At 67.1% G+C, this 16,710-nt stretch carries 13 protein-coding genes and 1 pseudogene; 12 read left to right on the forward strand and 2 right to left on the reverse strand.

What is annotated here, in order from left to right:
- Nucleotides 1-48 precede the first annotated feature (48 nt).
- Together VLF18_RS21010 and serA are read right to left on the reverse strand one after the other, a co-directional pair.
- Nucleotides 49-1,638, reverse strand: a pseudogene (locus VLF18_RS21010) (ABC-F family ATP-binding cassette domain-containing protein); the annotation flags it as partial.
- 136 nt (nt 1,639-1,774) lie between these two features.
- Nucleotides 1,775-3,010, reverse strand: a complete 1,236-nt coding sequence (gene serA / locus VLF18_RS21015; RefSeq protein WP_325281587.1) for a phosphoglycerate dehydrogenase — start codon at nt 3,008-3,010, stop codon at nt 1,775-1,777.
- 156 nt (nt 3,011-3,166) lie between these two features.
- Between serA and VLF18_RS21020 the strand changes: the two genes are divergently transcribed.
- From VLF18_RS21020 to galU, 12 genes are all read left to right on the forward strand, one after another.
- Nucleotides 3,167-4,549 carry an FAD-binding oxidoreductase gene (locus tag VLF18_RS21020; protein ID WP_325281588.1) on the forward strand — a complete coding sequence of 461 codons (1,383 nt, stop codon included), beginning with the start codon at nt 3,167-3,169 and terminating at the stop codon, nt 4,547-4,549.
- A gap of 77 nt (nt 4,550-4,626) precedes the next feature.
- Nucleotides 4,627-5,727 (forward strand): prephenate dehydratase, encoded by a 1,101-nt coding sequence (gene pheA / locus VLF18_RS21025; RefSeq protein WP_325281589.1) that lies wholly within the window; start codon nt 4,627-4,629, stop codon nt 5,725-5,727.
- Nucleotides 5,724-6,842 (forward strand): histidinol-phosphate transaminase, encoded by a 1,119-nt coding sequence (hisC, locus tag VLF18_RS21030; RefSeq protein WP_325281590.1) that lies wholly within the window; start codon nt 5,724-5,726, stop codon nt 6,840-6,842. The genes pheA and hisC overlap by 4 nt, the downstream gene beginning before the upstream one ends.
- Nucleotides 6,839-8,146 (forward strand): 3-phosphoshikimate 1-carboxyvinyltransferase, encoded by a 1,308-nt coding sequence (gene aroA, locus VLF18_RS21035; RefSeq protein ID WP_325281591.1) that lies wholly within the window; start codon nt 6,839-6,841, stop codon nt 8,144-8,146. The genes hisC and aroA overlap by 4 nt, the downstream gene beginning before the upstream one ends.
- Before the next feature lie 111 nt (nt 8,147-8,257).
- Entirely contained in the window at nt 8,258-8,944 is a 687-nt protein-coding gene (cmk, locus tag VLF18_RS21040; protein ID WP_325281592.1) for a (d)CMP kinase, read from the forward strand.
- 148 nt (nt 8,945-9,092) lie between these two features.
- The gene (gene rpsA, locus VLF18_RS21045) at nt 9,093-10,763 is read left to right on the forward strand and encodes a 30S ribosomal protein S1 (protein WP_325281616.1); all 1,671 of its coding nucleotides are present in this window, start codon (nt 9,093-9,095) and stop codon (nt 10,761-10,763) included.
- Nucleotides 10,764-10,906: 143 nt separating this feature from the next.
- On the forward strand, nt 10,907-11,203 hold the full coding sequence (locus VLF18_RS21050) for an integration host factor subunit beta (RefSeq protein ID WP_133821022.1): 297 nt from the start codon (nt 10,907-10,909) through the stop codon (nt 11,201-11,203).
- Between the two features lie 172 nt (nt 11,204-11,375).
- Nucleotides 11,376-11,654 (forward strand): lipopolysaccharide assembly protein LapA domain-containing protein, encoded by a 279-nt coding sequence (locus VLF18_RS21055; protein ID WP_325281593.1) that lies wholly within the window; start codon nt 11,376-11,378, stop codon nt 11,652-11,654.
- A gap of 10 nt (nt 11,655-11,664) precedes the next feature.
- Nucleotides 11,665-12,837 (forward strand): lipopolysaccharide assembly protein LapB, encoded by a 1,173-nt coding sequence (gene lapB / locus VLF18_RS21060; protein WP_325281594.1) that lies wholly within the window; start codon nt 11,665-11,667, stop codon nt 12,835-12,837.
- Between the two features lie 3 nt (nt 12,838-12,840).
- Nucleotides 12,841-13,863 (forward strand): glycosyltransferase family 4 protein, encoded by a 1,023-nt coding sequence (locus VLF18_RS21065; protein WP_325281595.1) that lies wholly within the window; start codon nt 12,841-12,843, stop codon nt 13,861-13,863.
- A complete protein-coding gene (locus VLF18_RS21070; RefSeq protein WP_325281596.1) occupies nt 13,856-15,751 on the forward strand; it encodes a nucleoside-diphosphate sugar epimerase/dehydratase in 1,896 nt (631 codons plus the stop codon). The genes VLF18_RS21065 and VLF18_RS21070 overlap by 8 nt, the downstream gene beginning before the upstream one ends.
- 83 nt (nt 15,752-15,834) lie before the next feature.
- Nucleotides 15,835-16,704: a UTP--glucose-1-phosphate uridylyltransferase GalU gene (galU, locus tag VLF18_RS21075; protein ID WP_325281597.1), complete on the forward strand. Its 870-nt coding sequence runs from the start codon at nt 15,835-15,837 to the stop codon at nt 16,702-16,704.
- Nucleotides 16,705-16,710 lie beyond the last annotated feature (6 nt).

The following is a 16,710-nucleotide window of genomic DNA, read 5'->3' on the forward strand; positions in this document are numbered from 1 at the left end:
TGGGCTTCGCCTGCGGCTCAGCCCCACCCGCGTGTCTCCCTGTCAGGCTGCTTTCGCCGCCGGTTTGCTGCCGCGCGAACGCAGCCACGCGGCGTATTCGTCGAGGTCGCCGTTGAAGGCTTCGACCTTGCCGTCGGCGACGCGCCAGTAGCTGTCGCAGACGAGGCCGGTCAGGTGGCGATCGTGCGACACGAGCACGATCGCGCCGTCGAAGTCGCTGAGCGCTTCGGCCAGCGCCTCGCGCATTTCGAGATCGAGATGGTTGGTCGGCTCGTCGAGCAGCAGCACGTTCGGCCGTTTCCAGGCGATCAGCGCGAGCGCGAGGCGGGCGCGCTCGCCGCCGGAGAAATTGTCGATGACCTCGAACGCGCGGTTGCCCGGGAAATTCCAGCGCGCGAGGAAGTCGCGGAATTCCTGCGTCGCGACGCCGGGGGCGATTTCCTTGAGGTGGTCGATCGGGCTCATGCCTTCGTGCAGCGATTCGACCGTGTGCTGGGCGAAATAGCCGAGCTGCATGTCCTTGTGCGCCATGCGGTCGCCGAGCAGCAGCGGCAGCTCGCCGACCAGCGTCTTGACGAGCGTCGACTTGCCCGCGCCGTTCGGGCCGAGCAGGCCGATGCGATCGCCGGCCTCGAGACCGAAGCCGACGTCGCGCAGGATGCGCGCGTCGCCGTAGCCGGCGTCGGTGTCGTTGAGGCGCAGCAGCGAATGCGGCAGTTTCACGGGCGCATCGAAATTGATGCGGATCTGGCGCTCCGCGCGCACCGCTTCAGTGCCCGTGAGCTTGGCCAGGCGCTTGACGCGCGACTGCGCCTGGCGCGCCTTGCTCGCCTTGGCCTTGAAGCGGTCGATGAAGGCTTGCAGATGCGCGCGCTCGGCCTGTTCCTTCTCGAATGCGATCTGCTGCTGGCGCAGCTGCTCGGCGCGCTGGCGCTCGAAGCTCGTGTAGTCGCCGGTGTAGAGCTTCACGCGGCCGTCGTGCAGGTGAAGCGTGTGCGTGCTGACGCCATCGAGGAATTCGCGGTCGTGCGAAATCATCAGCAGCATGCCCGGGTATTTGAGCAGCCACTGTTCGAGCCAGAGCACGGCGTCGAGGTCGAGATGGTTGGTCGGTTCGTCGAGCAGCAGCAGGTCGCTCGGCATCATCAGCGCGCGCGCGAGGTTCAGGCGCACGCGCCATCCGCCCGAAAATGCCGACACCGGCATCTGGTGCGTATCCGGATGAAAGCCCAGGCCGTGCAGCAGGCGTCCCGCGCGTGCGCTCGCGTCGTATCCGTTGATCGCGGCGAGTTCCTGATGCGCCTGCGCGACCGCGTCCCAGTCCTCGCGCTCGGCGGCCTCGGCTTCGGCGCGCAGGATCGCGTGGACTTCGGTATCGCCGGACAGCACGAAGTCGATCGCCGCATCGGGCAGCGACGGCGTTTCCTGGGCGACGCTCGCGATGCGCAGCCGCGTCGGCCGGTCCAGGTCGCCGCTGTCCGGTTCGACCTCGCCCTGGATCGCCGCGAACAGGCTCGACTTGCCGCAGCCGTTGCGGCCGACGACACCGACCCGCGCGCCGGCGTGAAGGGTCAGGTCGACGTCGGACAGCAGCAGGCGTTCGCCGCGGCGCAGGGCGAAGTTACGGAAGGCGATCATGGGGGCAGTGGAGAGTGAAGGGGCGTGAGAAAGGAGTGGAAGCCCGCCTCGGGGCTCGGCCACTGGAGGCAAACGGCGAAGCATAGCGGCTGGCTTGGGCGGCTACCACTCTTTTCTCGCTCCTCTCCCTTTTTCCTCAATAAAGGACGCGCGCCCTCAGCGTCCCCGGAATCGCCGCCAGCGCTTCCTTGAGTTCGGCGGCGCGCTCCTCCGGCATCGACACGTCGATGACGACGTAGCCGACGGCGGGATCGGTCTGCAGGTACTGGCCGTCGATATTGACGTTTTCGCGCGAGAACAGGTCGTTGATGCGCGAGAGCATGCCGGGCACGTTCTTGTGGATGTGCAGCAGGCGGCGGCTGTGCGGGTGCTCGGGCAGCGAGGCTTCGGGGAAGTTGACCGCCGACAGGGTCGAACCGTTGTCGCTGTAGCGCACGAGCTTGCTCGCGACCTCGATGCCGATGTTGTCCTGCGCTTCGAGCGTGCTGCCGCCGATGTGCGGGGTCAGGATCACGTTGTCCATGCCGATCAGCGGCGAGACGAACGCGTCGTCGTTGCCCTTGGGCTCGACCGGGAACACGTCGACCGCGGCGCCGGACAGATGACCGGTGCGCAGCGCCGCGGCGAGCGCGTCGATATCGACGACGGTGCCGCGCGATGCGTTGATGAGCGCGCTGCCGGCACGCATCCGCGAAATCTGTTCGGCATTCATCATGAGCTGCGTGGCCGGCGTCTCGGGCACGTGCAGCGTGACGACGTCGGCGCGGCCGAGCAGGTCGTTGAGGCTCAGCGCCGGGCGTGCGTTGCCGAGCGCGAGCTTGGTCTCGATGTCGTGGAAGATCACGCGCATGCCGAGCGCTTCGGCGAGCAGGCCGACCTGCGTGCCGATGTGGCCATAGCCGACGATGCCGAGCACCTTGTCGCGGACCTCGAAACTGCCCGCCGCGGATTTGGACCAGCCGCCGCGATGGCATTCGGCGTTTTTCTGCGGAATGCGCCGCATCAGCAGGATCGCCTCGGCAATCACGAGTTCGGCGACGCTGCGCGTATTGGAGTAGGGCGCGTTGAACACGGGTACGCCGGACGCCTTTGCGGCGGCGAGATCGACCTGGTTCGTGCCGATGCAGAAACAGCCGACCGCGATCAGGCGCTTGGCCTGTTCGAGCACGTCGGCGGTCAACTGGGTGCGCGAACGGATGCCGATCAGATGGGCTTCGGCGATGCGGCGCTTGAGTTCGTCCTCGGGCAGCGACTTCTCGTGGAATTCGATCTGCGTGTATCCGGCGTTCTGGAATGTTTCGACGGCGCTGCGGCTGACGCCTTCGAGCAACAACACGCGGATGTCTTGTTTCGGGTAAGACGTCTTCTTCATTGTTTGATCGCGTCAGGAAATTGGGGTAGGCGCGGCAGCCGTTCTCGGTTCGCGGCGAAACGGAACTATGCCCGTCGGACCAGTGTGCCGCAATGCAACACTGGACGGCTAATGCCATCACTGGCAGGCTCGCCCGACCCTGTGAGACGAGCCCGCATGAACACGTCCGCCCTTGACGCGCTGCGCCAATCCTTGCCCTCGCTGAAGCTGTCCGCCGATCCCGGCGATCTCGAGCACTACGGCCGCGACTGGACGCGGCGCTGGACGCCGGCGCCGCTCGCGATTGCGTTGCCCGCCGACACTGCCGAAGTGCAGGGCATCGTGCGTTGGGCCAACGCGCACGGCATCGCGCTCGTGCCGTCGGGCGGACGCACGGGACTGTCCGGCGGCGCGGTCGCCGCCAACGGCGAACTCGTCGTCAGCCTCGAACGCATGAATCGCGTGCTCGCGTTCGACGCGGTCGACCGCACCTTGACCGTACAGCCGGGCATCGCGCTCGAGGCGGTGCACAATGCGGCGCGCGAGCAGGGCCTGATCTATCCGGTCGATTTCGGCGCGCGCGGCTCGTGCCAGATCGGCGGCAACGTCGCGACGAACGCCGGCGGCATCCGCGTGATTCGCTACGGAAATACGCGCAACTGGATTGCCGGGCTGAAGGTCATAACGGGGAAGGGCGAACTGCTCGATCTCAATCGCGCGCTGGTCAAGAACGCGACGGGCTACGACCTGCGCCATCTGTTCGTCGGATCCGAAGGCACGCTCGGCATCGTCGTCGAAGCAACGCTCGCGCTGACCGACCCGCCGCCGCCGTCGCAGGTGCTGCTGTTTGCCGTGCCGCACATGGATGCGCTGATGCAGGTGTTCGGTGCCTGCCGCGCGCGCCTGGCCCTGAGCGCGTTCGAGTTCTTCACCGACCGCGCGCTGCATCACGTCACCGCGCACGGCGCGCAGAACCCGTTCGCGGAAGTTTCGCCGTATTACGTCGTCACCGAATTCGATGCGGCCGACGAAACGCAGCAGAACGAGGCGCTCGCGGTGTTCGAACACTGTCTCGAAAGCGGCTGGGTCACCGACGGCGTCGTCAGCCGGAGCGAGGCGCAGGCCAGGAGTCTCTGGCGCCTGCGCGAAGGCATCACCGAAAGCCTTTCGCCGCACAAGCCGTACAAGAACGACATTTCCGTACGGATCGCCGCCGTGCCGGCGTTCCTGCGCGACATGCAGGCGCTGCTGTCGCACGAATATCCCGAGTTCGACGTGGTCTGGTTCGGCCATATCGGCGACGGCAATCTGCACATCAACATCGTCAAGCCCGAAGGCGCCGACTATGCCGCCTTCATTGCCGAGTGCGAACGCGTCACCGAACTGATGTGCGACGTGCTGATGCGCCATGGGGGCAGCATCTCGGCCGAGCACGGCATCGGCCTCGTCAAGAAGCCGTACCTGCACAGCGCGCGCAGCGCCGAGGAAATCGCGCTGATGGGCGGCATCCGCCGCGTGCTCGATCCGAACGGCGTGATGAATCCCGGCAAGCTTTTCTAGTGCGCCATATCGCGCAATCACATATCCGCCGCTGCGCCCAACTCGCATAAGCTCAGGCGCTGGACTACGGAAGTGCAATGAACGCAGACGAACAACCGCCGCCGCTGGACCTCGTACAGACCCGCGCACGCATCGACGCGATCGATCGCGACATCCAGCAGCTCATCGCCGAACGCGCGCGCTGGGCGCAGCAGGTCGGCAGGGCCAAGGGCGAGCTCAAGGCCGCCGTCGACTACTACCGGCCCGAGCGCGAGGCGCAAGTGCTGCGCATGGTCGTCGACCGCAACGCGGGCCCGCTCAGCAACGAAGAGATGGTGAGGCTGTTCCGCGAGATCATGTCGGCCTGCCTCGCGCAGCAGGAACCGCTGAAGATCGGCTTCCTCGGCCCCGAAGGCACGTTCAGCCAGCAGGCCGTGCTCAAGCATTTCGGCCATTCGATCAAGGGGCTGCCGCTCGCGACGATCGACGAGGTGTTCCAGGAAGTCGCCGCGGGCAGCGCCGATTTCGGCGTCGTGCCGATCGAGAATTCGAGCGAAGGCACGGTGAATTCCTCGCTCGACCTGTTCGTGACCTCGCCGCTGAAGATCTGCGGCGAAATCGAACTGCGCGTGCACCAGCACCTGCTTTCGCGCACGACGCGCCTGGAAGACATCGAGCGCGTCTATTCGCATCCGCAGTCGCTCGGCCAGTGCAAGGCGTGGCTGCGCGCTAACCTGCCGAAGGCCGAGCGCATTCCAGTGTCGAGCAATGCCGAGGCCGCGCGGCGCGCGCGCACCGCGGACGATGCGGCGGCGATCGCCGGCGAGACCGCCGCGCACATCTACGGCCTCAAGGTGCTTGCGCGCCAGATCGAGGACCGGCCCGACAACACGACGCGCTTCTTCGTGATCGGCCGCGAGTTGTTCCCGCCGTCGGGCCACGACAAGACGTCGCTGCTGATGTCGGTCAAGGACAAGCCCGGCGCGCTCTACGAACTGCTGACGCCGTTTGCTGATCAGGGCCTTTCGATGACCAAGATCGAATCGCGTCCGGCGCGGACGGGAAAATGGGAATATGTGTTCTTCGTCGAGATCGAGGGCCATGTCGCCGACGTGCGCGTCGCCGCGGCGATCGAACTCGCGAGCGCGCGCGCGGCCGAGGTGAAGGTGCTCGGCTCCTATCCGGTGGCGCTGCTGTGAACGGGGACGTCGCGCGTCTGGCCAACACAGCGCTGAGCAAGCTGCGCGCGTACGACCCGGGTCACGATCTGCCGGCGCTGCGCGAGCAGTACGGCGAGCGTCTGGTCGAACTCGGCTCGAACGAAACCTCGCTCGGTGCGAGTCCGCGCGTTGCGCAAGCGATCGCGGCGGCATTGCCCGAGATATATCGCTATCCGGATCCAAAAGGCGGCGCACTCAAGCGCGCGCTGGCGGCGCAGCTCGACGTCGATCCGGTGCAGATCGCGCTCGGCAACGGTTCGCACGAACTGCTGATGCTCATCGCGCAGTGTTTCGCCGACGCGAAAACGTCGGTCGTCTATTCGCAGTATGGTTTCGCTGTGTTCGCGATCGGCACGGCTGCGGCCGGCGCGCAGGCGATCTGCGTACCGGCGTTGCCGGCTGATCACGTCGACGCACCGCTGGGCCATGACCTCGACGCCATGGCTGCAGCCGTGCGGCCGGACACGCGGCTGCTGTACGTCGCGAACCCGAACAACCCCACGGGAACCTGGTTCGACGATGCTGCGCTCGATCGTTTCCTGGCCGGATTGCCGGCGCACGTCGTCGTCGTGGTCGACGAAGCCTACGCCGAATACGTGACCGAGCCCGGTACGAGTTCGGCGGTGCGCCTGCTGCGGCGGGGCTGCGCGCGGCACGACAATCTGATCGTCACGCGCACGTTCTCCAAGGCCTATGCGCTGGCCGGACTGCGCGTGGGCTACGCGGTCGGTTCGGCCGACGCGATCGCAGTGATCGAGCGTCTGCGCGAATCCTTCAACGTCAACAGCCTCGCGCTGGTTGCGGCGGAGGCAGCACTCGCCGACACCGCCCATGCGCGACGCATCCGCGACGAGACGGCGAGCGAACGCGAATGGCTCGCGGCGCGGCTGCGCGCACGCGGCCTGCGCGTGTTTCCGTCGCAGACGAATTTCCTGCTCGTCGATTTCGCGCGCGATGCGCGCGAGGTCGAGGCGCAACTGTTCTCGCATGCCGTGGTCGTGCGTCCGATGGCCGGCTACGGCCTGCCGACCTGCCTGCGCATCAGCGTCGGCACGCGCGGCGAAAGCGAGCGCCTGCTGGAGGCACTGGCATGAGCGGCAGCAACGAAACCTGGATCAGCGCGCGCAGCGGTGCGCTCGGCGGCGAGATCCGCGTGCCGGGCGACAAGTCGATCTCGCATCGTGCCGTGATGTTCGCCGCGCTCGCCGACGGCATGTCGACGATCCGCGGTTTTCTCGAAGGCGAGGACACGCGGGCGACCGCGCGCGCGTTCGAGGCCATGGGCGTGCAGATTGAACAGCCCAGCGCGAGCGAGCGCGTCGTTCACGGCGTCGGCCTCCATGGTCTCAATGCACCGGCCGCGGCGATCGACTGCGGCAATGCCGGCACCGGCATGCGCCTCTTGACCGGCATTCTGGCGGGCCAGGCCTTCGACACGACCTTGACCGGCGACGAATCCCTGTCGCGCCGGCCGATGCGCCGCGTCATCGAACCGCTCACGCGCATGGGCGCGCGCATCGATGCGCAGGACGGCGGTCTGCCGCCGCTGCGCGTACACGGCGGGCGCGCGCTCGCGGGCATCGACTACGCGCTGCCGGTCGCGAGCGCGCAGGTCAAGTCGGCGCTGCTGCTCGCCGGGCTCTACGCGAAGGGCGAAACCACGGTGCGCGAACCGCATCCGACGCGCGACTACACCGAGCGCATGCTCGCGGCGTTCGGTTGGCCGGTCGCATTCTCCGCGGGCGAGGCGCGCGTGAGCGGCGGCAGCCAGCTGCGCGCGACCGCGGTCGTCGTGCCGGCGGATTTTTCGTCGGCGGCGTTCTTCCTCGTGGCCGCGAGCATCGTGCCCGGCTCGGACCTGCTCGTGCGCGAAGTGGGCATCAACCCGCGCCGCACGGGCCTGCTGGATGCATTGAAGCGGATGGGCGCCGACATCACGCTCGAACGCCCGCGCGAACTCGGCGGCGAGGCCGTCGCCGACCTGCGCGTGCGGCACGCGAAGCTCCGGGGCATCGATGTGCCCGTAGCGCTGGTGCCGGACATGATCGACGAGTTCCCGATCCTGTTCGTGGCCGCGGCCGCCGCGGAAGGCACGACGCGCGTGACCGGCGCAGCCGAATTGCGGGTCAAGGAGTCCGACCGCATCGCCGTCATGGCGCGAGGCCTGCGCACGCTCGGCATCGCGATCGAGGAGACGCCCGACGGCGCAGTCGTCGAGGGCGGCCGGTTCTCCGGCGGCGACGTCGGCAGCGCCGGCGACCATCGCTGCGCGATGAGCTTCGCGGTCGCCGGCCTGATCGCCGACGGCGACGTGCGCATCGGCGACTGCGCGAATGTCGCGACCTCGTTCCCCGGTTTCGTCGAGCTCGCCAACGGTTGCGGGTTCCGCCTGAAGTGACTGGCGTGCCGGCTGAGCCGGCCGCGGCCGCGCGCGTTTCGTCGACGCGGGAGCAATCCGCTTCCGGCAAGCTGCTAGACTCTCGCGGTTTGCCCCGCCTGCCGAGCCCCCATGAGCCGATCCGACAAGCCCGCCCCCGTGTTGACCATTGACGGGCCGTCCGGCTCGGGCAAGGGCACGATCGCGCGCATCGTCGCCGAACGGCTGGGCTGGCACCTGCTCGACTCGGGCGCGCTGTATCGCGCGGTCGGTTATGCGGCCTCGATGGCCGGGCTCGACCTGTCCGACGACGACGCGATGACGCGCTGCGCGGAGACCACGAAGATCACGTTTCGCGATCCCAAAGACGGACGCGAAACAAGGGTTTACGTGAATTCCCACGACGCGACCGACGAACTGCGCACCGAGACCGTCGGCGCGGTCGCGTCCGCCATCGCGGCAATTCCTGCCGTCCGCACCGCGCTCGTCGACAAGCAGCTGAGCTTCCGCCGCCAGCCGGGCCTCGTCGCCGACGGCCGCGACATGGGCACGGTGATTTTCCCGGACGCGGCCTTCAAGGTGTTCCTGACGGCGAGCGCCGAGGAGCGCGCGAAGCGCCGCTATAAGCAGTTGAAGGACAAGGGGCTTGCCGTTACACTTACGTCCCTTTTGCGCGAGATCGAAGCGCGCGACGCCCGCGATGCGGCACGTCCCGTCGCTCCCCTGAAGCCGGCATCGGATGCCGTCTTGATCGACTCGACCGGGATGCCCGTCGACGCCGTCGTGGACAAGGTTCTTGGCCTTATCCAGAACGGCTGACCGTCACCTTCTTCGTTTTTGCACAAAGGGAAAAACGGTCCCGCACCTCGCGGGTAACTCCATGGCGTCAGCAAAGGCGCCCCAACAGGCAAGCCGGTAGTCGCGACGTCGCAAAGGCGCGCGAGCTGCGGCTTATTTCCATTCTGGAATCAACATGACCGAAAGTTTTGCCGAGCTGTTTGAACAGAGCGAAGCGGGAATCAAGTTCAAGCCGGGTACCATCGTTACGGGCGTCGTCGTCGACATCAAGTCCGACGTCGTCGTCGTAAACGCCGGCCTCAAGTCCGAAGGCATCGTGCCGATCGAGCAGTTCCGCAATGAACGCGGCGAGCTCGAAGTGTCGATCGGCGATGAAGTCAAGGTCGCTCTCGATTCGCTCGAGAACGGATTCGGCGAGACCGTCCTGTCGCGCGAGAAGGCCAAGCGCTCGCTCGTGTGGGACGAACTCGAAGAAGCCCAGAAAGCCAACGCCACCGTCACCGGCCGCATCAGCGGCAAGGTCAAGGGCGGTTTCACCGTCGACATCAAGGACGTCCGCGCATTCCTGCCGGGCTCGCTCGTCGACGTGCGTCCGGTGCGCGATCCGGTCTATCTCGAAGGCAAGGAACTCGAGTTCAAGATCATCAAGCTCGACCGCAAGCGCAACAACGTCGTCGTTTCGCGTCGCGCGGTCGTCGAAAGCGAATTCAGCGCCGAGCGCGAATCGCTGCTCGAGAAGCTGCAGGAAGGCGCCGTCATCAAGGGCGTCGTCAAGAACCTCACCGATTACGGTGCGTTCGTCGACCTCGGCGGCATCGACGGTCTGCTGCACATCACCGACATGGCGTGGAAGCGCGTCCGTCATCCGTCCGAAGTCGTCAACGTCGGCGATGAACTCGACGTCCGCGTGCTGAAGTTCGATCGCGAGCGCAACCGCGTCTCGCTCGGCCTGAAGCAGATGGGCGAAGATCCGTGGGTCAACATCGCCCGCCGCTACCCGACCGGCACGCGCCTGTTCGGCAAGGTCTCCAACGTCACCGACTACGGCTGCTTCGTCGAGCTGGAACCGGGCGTCGAAGGCCTGGTCCACGTCTCCGAAATGGACTGGACCAACAAGAACGTCAACCCGGGCAAGCTGGTCCAGGTCGGCGACGAAGTGCAGGTCATGGTGCTCGACGTCGACGAAGAGCGTCGCCGCATTTCGCTCGGCATCAAGCAGACCCAGTCCAATCCGTGGGAAACCTTCGCGGCGATCCACAAGAAGAACGACAAGGTCCGCGGCCAGATCAAGTCGATCACCGATTTCGGCATCTTCGTCGGCCTCGACGGCGGCATCGACGGTCTGGTCCACCTGTCCGACATCTCCTGGCAGGCTACCGGCGAAGACCTCGTCCGCCAGTTCAAGAAGGGCGATGAAGTCGAAGCCGTCGTGCTCGCGGTCGATCCGGAGCGCGAACGCATCTCGCTCGGCATCAAGCAGCTCGAACAGGATCCGTTCGGTCAGTTCATGGCCGGCTCGCCGAAGGGCAGCATCGTCAACGGCACGGTCAAGGAAGTCGACGCGCGCGGCGCGACGATCGACCTGGGCGACGGCGTCGAAGGCTACCTGCGTGCGAACGACATCGCCAAGGAACGCATCGACGATGCGACGCAGCATCTGAAGGTCGGCGACAAGGTCGAAGCCAAGTTCATCGGCATGGACCGCAAGGGCCGCACGCTGCAGCTGTCGATCCGCGCGAAGGACGAGGAAGAGCTCGCTTCGGTGCTCGAGGAATACCAGTCGAGCACGCTGGGCACCGCCAAGCTTGGCGCGCTGCTCAAGGAACAGCTCAAGAAGTAGGTCGTTTCCGCTGTCTGTGTGACGAGAATGGCGGCCTCAGGGCCGCCATTCTTTTTGCAGGGCAGTAATGCGTGAATGGATTCGCGGAATGCGCTAAGCTCGCGTTCCGTAACGGAACTCTACCCGGCGGAGCCGAACCCACCATGACCAAGTCCGAGCTGATCGAGGCCCTGGCCGACCGGCAGAAGCATCTTGCGTTCAACGACGTCGAGCTGGCGGTAAAGAATCTCCTCGAGCAGATGAGCCAGGCCCTGTCGGGCGGCGAGCGCATCGAAATACGCGGTTTCGGCAGCTTTTCCCTGCATTTCCGCCCGCCGCGCATGGGGCGCAATCCCAAGACCGGCGCAGCCGTCGCGCTGCCCGGCAAGCACGTACCGCATTTCAAGCCGGGCAAGGAACTGCGCGAGCGCGTGAACCAGTCCGAGGACCCGATCCGCTGACGCGAAAATCCTTGCAGCCCGCGCGGTACCGCCGCACCTGCCGGCGAGGGCGCCCGGTCTGCACGGGTCGCATCGAAACCTTGCGTAAGCGGCCGCCTTCGTTCGCTAAACTACCGAATCATCGTCCTGCTGCCGGCCCTGCGGCACCGCGGCGCCCTGAACCGGATGTCCCATGCGTATCCTCTGGATAGTTGCCGCACTGTTGTTCGCCGCCGTCGGTGCCGTGTTCGGCGCACTCAACGGCGACAGCGTGGCGCTCGACTTTTATTTCTTTCACGCGAATCTGCCGAAGGCCGCGGCGCTGCTCGCCGCGCTGCTGGCGGGCTGGCTCGTCGGCGGACTCGTGCTCTGGCTCGCGGTCGTGATGCCGTTGCGCCGGCGTCTTTCGCGCCAGCGCCGCGAACTCGCGCGGCGCGACGAGCCGCCGGCGCTGTCGCGAACGCAGGAATGACAGCGACGGCATGAATCCGCTCTATCTGTTGTTCCTGCTGCTGCCGGTCGCCGCCTTCTCCGGCTGGTGGATCGCGCGGCGCTCCAGCGCGCGCACCTCGGGCGAGCGCGTCAGCGCGCTGTCCAGCACCTATTTCCGCGGTCTGAACTACCTGCTCAACGAACAGCAGGACAAGGCGATCGAAGTCTTCGTCAAGCTCGCCGAGATCAACCGCGACACGGTCGAGACGCACCTCGCGCTCGGCAATCTGTTCCGCCGCCGCGGCGAAGTCGACCGCGCGATCCGCGTGCACCAGAACCTCATCGCGCGCGAAGACCTCAGCGACGCGATGAAGACCGTGGCGCTGCTCGAACTCGGCGAGGACTACATGCGCGCCGGCCTGCTCGATCGCGCCGAGACGCTGTTCTCCGATCTCGTTGCGATGCGCGCTCACGCGCCCTCGGCGTTGAAGCACCTGATCGCGATCTACCAGCACGAGCGCGACTGGGACAAGGCGATCGCGCATGCGCGACTGCTCGAACAGATGACCGGCGAATCGCAATGCGCGCTGATCGCGCAGTTCCATTGCGAACTTGCCGCCGAAGCGCGCGCGCAGAAAAAATTCGATGCCGCCGCCGCCCACATCCAGTCCGCGTTCGAGTGCGCGCCGCGCAATGTGCGCGCGAGCATGCTGCAGGGGCAGGTGCTGGCCGACCAGGAACGCTATGCCGAAGCCGTGACCGCGTTCGAGCAGGTCGCCGAGCACGACGTCGACTTCGTGCCGGAAATCCTGCCGCTGCTGCTCGACGCCTACGCCAAGAGCCAGCAGATGCAGCGCGCCGAGGAATTCCTCGGCCGCATCATCGAGCGCTATCACGGCATCTCGCCGGTGCTCGCGCTGACCAAGCTCTATGCGCGCAACCAGGGCGAGCAGGTGGCCGTGGATTTCCTGACGCGCCAGCTGCGCCAGCGGCCGTCGGTGCGCGGCCTCATGGCGCTCATCAATGCGACGCTGCACAACTCGACCGGCGAGGCGCGCGAAAACCTGCTGATCCTGCAGGATCTCGCGCGCAAGCTCGTCGAAGGGCAGGCCATGTACCGCTGCAACCGCTGCGGCTTCGGTGCGAAGGCGCATCACTGGCAGTGTCCGAGCTGCAAGAGCTGGGGTTCGGTGCGGCCGATCCACGGCGTCGCCAACGAATAGCGCGTGGACACGACACTTGCGCTGCGCGTCGTGCAGGCGCTGCTGGTGGCGGCGGCGGCGACTGCGCTCGCGATCCGTTATGCGCGCCGACGCCGGCTGCTCGATCAGCCGGGACAGCGCCGCTCGCACAGCGTGCCGACCGCGCGCGGCGGCGGCATCGCCATCGTCGCCGCTGTGCTCGGCTGCGCCGGTCCGCTACTCGACATCGCGCCGCTGCCGGGTCTGCTGCTCGCGACCTCGCTGATCCTCGTCGCCGCGATCGGCTGGTGGGACGACCATGCTGCGCTCAGCGCGCGCGCGCGCATCGCCGTGCAGATACCCGCCGCCGTGCTGCTCGCCGCCGTGCTCTACGGCCTCGTGCCCTCGTCACCGGATTTGCCGGCATCGATCGCGCTGCTCGGCCTCATCGTGCTGAGCACGGTCTGGTCGATCAACCTGCACAACTTCATGGACGGCATCAACGGACTGCTGACGCTGCAGTCCGCCTATGTATTCGGCATGGCCGCGCTGCTCGGGCGCGTCGGGCTGGAACACGGTCTTAACGACGTGCCTGCGATCCTCGCCGCGGCCTGCCTCGGCTTCCTGCCGTTCAACTTTCCGCGCGCGCGCATCTTCCTCGGCGACGTGGGCAGCGGCGCGCTCGGACTGCTGATCGCGGCGGTGCTCTGGTGGGCGGCGCTGCGGGAACCTCGCTGGATCGCCGCCGGTCTGCTGCTCGTCAGCGCGTTCGCGATCGATGCGACGGCGACGCTGCTGCAGCGCTTCTGGCGCGGACGCCGCTGGTATAGTGCGCACCGCGAACATCTCTATCAGTGGCTCGTGCGCAGCGGCGGTTCGCATGCCCGGGTCGTGAGCTACTACATGGCATGGAATCTTCTGCTGGCCGCTCCGCTCGCGCTGCTCGTTGCGACGAGCCGCAGCGTCGGCGTCGCCGCCGCGACCGTCGTGCTGACCTACGCAGCGGGCATCGCGCTCTGGTGCCGCGCGCGCCGGGCCGTACTCGCCGGAGTGCGCCGGCATGCCTGACATGTTCCGCCGCAGCATCGCGCGCATCCATCCGCGGCTCGCCGTCGTCGCGCACGATCTGACCATGGTCTGGGTGGCCTGGGTCGCGACCTATGCGATCCGCAATACGCTGCTGCCCGAACCGCAGCCGGTCATCTGGTCCGGTCCCGAAGTCGTCGTGCTGCTCGCGGTGCAGGCGACGGTGTTCTGGTGGACCGGCCTCTATCGCGGACTCTGGCGGTTCGCGAGCCTGCCCGATCTCTGGAACATCGTGCGCGCCGGCGCGATCGGCGCGGTGCTCGTCGCGATCACGCTGTTTCTCTACAACCGCCTCTCGACCGTGCCGCGCGGCGTGCTGCTGATCTATCCGGCCGCGCTCGTCGTGTTCCTCGGCGCACCGCGCCTGGGCTACCGGTTCTGGAAAGATTCGCGCCTGGACCTGTTCAACGACAGCCCGAGCCAGCGCGTGCTGATCCTCGGCGCCGGCCGCGCCGGCGAAACGCTCGCGCGCGACCTCCGGCGCGAGAACCGCTATCGCGTCGTCGGTTTCGTCGACGACAACGCGCAGCTGCGCGGCGCCAAGCTGCACGGCGTGCCCGTGCTCGGCACGCTCGAGAAACTGCCGCAGATCGCCGGCGAAGTGGCCGCGCAGATGCTGCTGATCGCGATGCCGTCGTCGAGCAACGCGCAGATGCGCCGCGTCGTCGAACTCTGCGAATCGACCGGCCTCGCATTCCGCACCGTGCCGCGTCTCGACGACGTGGTCTCGGGCCGCTCGCAGTTCAACGAGCTGAAAGAGGTCGCGATCGAAGACCTGCTCGGCCGCGATCCGGTGCAGCTCGACTGGACCGCGATCCGCAGCGGCCTGACCGGCAAGCGCGTGCTCGTGACGGGCGGCGGCGGTTCGATCGGTTCGGAGCTCTGCCGCCAGGTCGCGCGGCTCGGCGCGAGTTCGCTGACCATCCTCGAACTGTCCGAATACAACCTCTATCGCATCGAACAGGAACTGCGCGCGGCCTGGCCCGACCTGATCCTCGACGCGCGCATCGGCAACGCCGGCGACCCGGCGACCTGCGAGCACGTGTTCGCCGCGGTGCGTCCGCAGGTCGTGTTCCACGCGGCTGCCTACAAACACGTGCCGCTGCTGCAGGGACAGCTGCGCGAGGCCGTGCGCAACAATTCGCTCGCGACGCGCTGCGTCGCCGATACCTGCGACCGCCACGGCGTCGAGTGCATGGTGCTGATCTCCACTGACAAGGCGGTCAACCCGACGAGCATCATGGGGGCGTCCAAGCGCGTCGCCGAACTGTACTGCCAGAATCTCGCCGGCCGTTCGCGGACGCGCTTCATCACGGTGCGGTTCGGCAACGTGCTCGATTCGGCCGGGTCGGTCGTGCCGCTGTTCCGCGAACAGATCCGCGGCGGCGGCCCGGTCACCGTCACGCATCCGGAGATCACGCGCTATTTCATGACGATTCCGGAAGCCTGCCAGTTGATCCTGCAGGCCGAAGTGCTCGGCAAGGGCGGCGAGATCTTCGCGCTCGACATGGGCGAGCCGATCCGGATCCGCGATCTTGCCGAGCAGATGATCCGGCTGACCGGCAAGATTCCGGGCCGCGACATCCAGATCGCGTACACCGGCCTGCGCCCCGGCGAAAAGCTGTTCGAGGAACTGTTCCATCCGCTCGAGAACTACCGCAGCACGGCGCACGTGAAGATCTTTCTCGCGCAGCCGCGCAGCATGAGCTGGGAACTCCTCAATGCGCAGCTCGCGCGCGCGACGCAGGCCGTGCAGGAGTTCGACGAGGACCAGCTGCGCCGCTGCGTCGCCGCGCTGCTGCCGGACTTCGCGTTCCGGCCCGCCGACGAGGGGGCCGTCGTCGCGTTCGAGCGTTCGCAGCGGCAGTGAGCGCCGCGCGACCGTCCACTGGTTCCGGCCATCGGGCTCCGTGCCCGCGCGGCCCGTCGTTTCACTGATCCGCAGGAGCACGCATGTCGCAACGTCTACGCAAGGTCGTCTTTCCGGTTGCCGGTCTCGGCACGCGCTTCCTGCCGGCGACGAAGGTCGTCGCCAAGGAAATGCTGCCGGTGCTGGATCGTCCGCTGATCCAGTACGCCGTCGACGAAGCCGTCGACGCCGGCGCGGACACGCTGATCTTCGTGACGAACCGCTACAAGCACGCGATCGCCGACTACTTCGACAAGGCCTACGAACTCGAGACCAAGCTCGAACAGGCCGGCAAGAAGGAACTGCTGTCGCTCGTGCAGAACGTGCTGCCCAAGCACGTGCGCTGCGTGTTCGTGACGCAGCCCGAGGCGCTGGGCCTCGGCCACGCCGTGCTCTGCGCCAAGCCGGTCGTCGGCAACGAGCCGTTCGGCGTGATCCTGCCCGACGATCTGATCTGGAACAGCGGCGCGAGCGCGCTGCGCCAGATGGCCGAACTCGCCGCGTTCGAGAACTCCGGCGTGATCGCCGTGGAAGAGGTGCCGCGCGAGCAGACCAACAAATACGGCATCGTCGACGCGCAGGCGATCAACGAGCGCGCCGCGCTGATCAGGCTCATGGTCGAGAAGCCCAAGCCCGAGGAGGCGCCGTCGAACCTCGCCGTCGTCGGTCGCTACGTGCTGCCCGGCCGCATCTTCTCGCTGCTCGAATCGACGAAGCCCGGCGCCGGCGGAGAAATCCAGCTGACCGACGCGATCGACGCGCTGCTCAAGCAGGAGCGCGTGCTCGCCTACCGCTTCGAGGGCGAGCGCTTCGACTGCGGCAACAAGCTCGGTCTCGTCAAGGCGACGATGCACTTCGCGCTGCAGGATCCGGCGCTCGCTGCGGCGACGCGCGAATTCGTCGCGACGAAATAATCGGAC

Source organism: Tahibacter sp., assembly GCF_035481375.1.
Taxonomy (GTDB): Bacteria; Pseudomonadota; Gammaproteobacteria; order Xanthomonadales; family Rhodanobacteraceae; genus Tahibacter.

What these genes read in the sequence shown, in the direction of transcription:
- serA (WP_325281587.1), bottom strand. Translation starts at nt 3,010, where the DNA reads ATGAAGAAGACGTCTTACCCGAAACAAGACATCCGCGTGTTGTTGCTC.
- VLF18_RS21020 (WP_325281588.1), top strand. Translation starts at nt 3,167, where the DNA reads ATGAACACGTCCGCCCTTGACGCGCTGCGCCAATCCTTGCCCTCGCTG.
- pheA (WP_325281589.1), top strand. Translation starts at nt 4,627, where the DNA reads ATGAACGCAGACGAACAACCGCCGCCGCTGGACCTCGTACAGACCCGC.
- aroA (WP_325281591.1), top strand. Translation starts at nt 6,839, where the DNA reads ATGAGCGGCAGCAACGAAACCTGGATCAGCGCGCGCAGCGGTGCGCTC.
- cmk (WP_325281592.1), top strand. Translation starts at nt 8,258, where the DNA reads ATGAGCCGATCCGACAAGCCCGCCCCCGTGTTGACCATTGACGGGCCG.
- VLF18_RS21050 (WP_133821022.1), top strand. Translation starts at nt 10,907, where the DNA reads ATGACCAAGTCCGAGCTGATCGAGGCCCTGGCCGACCGGCAGAAGCAT.
- VLF18_RS21055 (WP_325281593.1), top strand. Translation starts at nt 11,376, where the DNA reads ATGCGTATCCTCTGGATAGTTGCCGCACTGTTGTTCGCCGCCGTCGGT.
- lapB (WP_325281594.1), top strand. Translation starts at nt 11,665, where the DNA reads ATGAATCCGCTCTATCTGTTGTTCCTGCTGCTGCCGGTCGCCGCCTTC.
- VLF18_RS21070 (WP_325281596.1), top strand. Translation starts at nt 13,856, where the DNA reads ATGCCTGACATGTTCCGCCGCAGCATCGCGCGCATCCATCCGCGGCTC.
- galU (WP_325281597.1), top strand. Translation starts at nt 15,835, where the DNA reads ATGTCGCAACGTCTACGCAAGGTCGTCTTTCCGGTTGCCGGTCTCGGC.